This window comes from Pseudogemmobacter sonorensis, assembly GCF_042762395.1.
GTDB classification, from domain to species: domain Bacteria; phylum Pseudomonadota; class Alphaproteobacteria; order Rhodobacterales; family Rhodobacteraceae; genus Pseudogemmobacter; species Pseudogemmobacter sonorensis.
This window is the reverse complement of record NZ_JBEFZE010000103.1, coordinates 1-545: the sequence shown is the minus strand read 5'-3', so window position 1 is coordinate 545 and position 545 is coordinate 1. Positions and strand designations below refer to the sequence as shown.

The following is a 545-nucleotide window of genomic DNA, read 5'->3' as shown; positions in this document are numbered from 1 at the left end:
GAGCGCTGCATGCGCTGCGCCCAGGCGGGCGGATTGCCGGTCGGGGACGATGTGGCGGCCGGGGCCGCGCCTGCGCCGCCGACCGTGCCCATGGAGGACGTGCCGCCACCAGCGGCGAAGCCAGCGCGCGCGCCATCGGTGAAGCTGGATTTGACGGACTCGGATGCGCGTGCGGCGGCGCGTTTGAGGGGCGAGATGGCGGCCGAGCCTGCGGCGCGAGCCATGCCGCCCATGCCGGAGGCGACGCCCGCCGCGCCGGACTGACCAAGTGAGCCGACGCTGTAGGCGGCAGAGGCCGCACCGGCGGCAGCGGCTCCACCGCGAACGGCCGCGGCCCCGCCGGAGAGCGCGGCAGCGCCACCCTTCGCGCCGAGCATCGCCGCGCCGCCAGCGGCAGCACCACCGGCGAGCACCATGCCGCCTGCGGCGAGGCCCGTGCCTACGGCCGCGCCCGCGCCGAGTTGCGGCCCGCCGCTGACAAGGCCGGACGCGATGCCGGGACCGAAGATGCCGAGGCCGAGCAACGACAGGGCGGCAAGCACGAT

The 545-nt window shown here is 76.9% G+C and carries 1 protein-coding gene; it reads right to left on the bottom strand.

The window, feature by feature from the left end:
• Positions 1 to 545 (bottom strand): TrbL/VirB6 family protein (locus tag ABNX41_RS21945; RefSeq protein ID WP_497883259.1); only part of this gene is annotated, 545 nt, incomplete at both ends.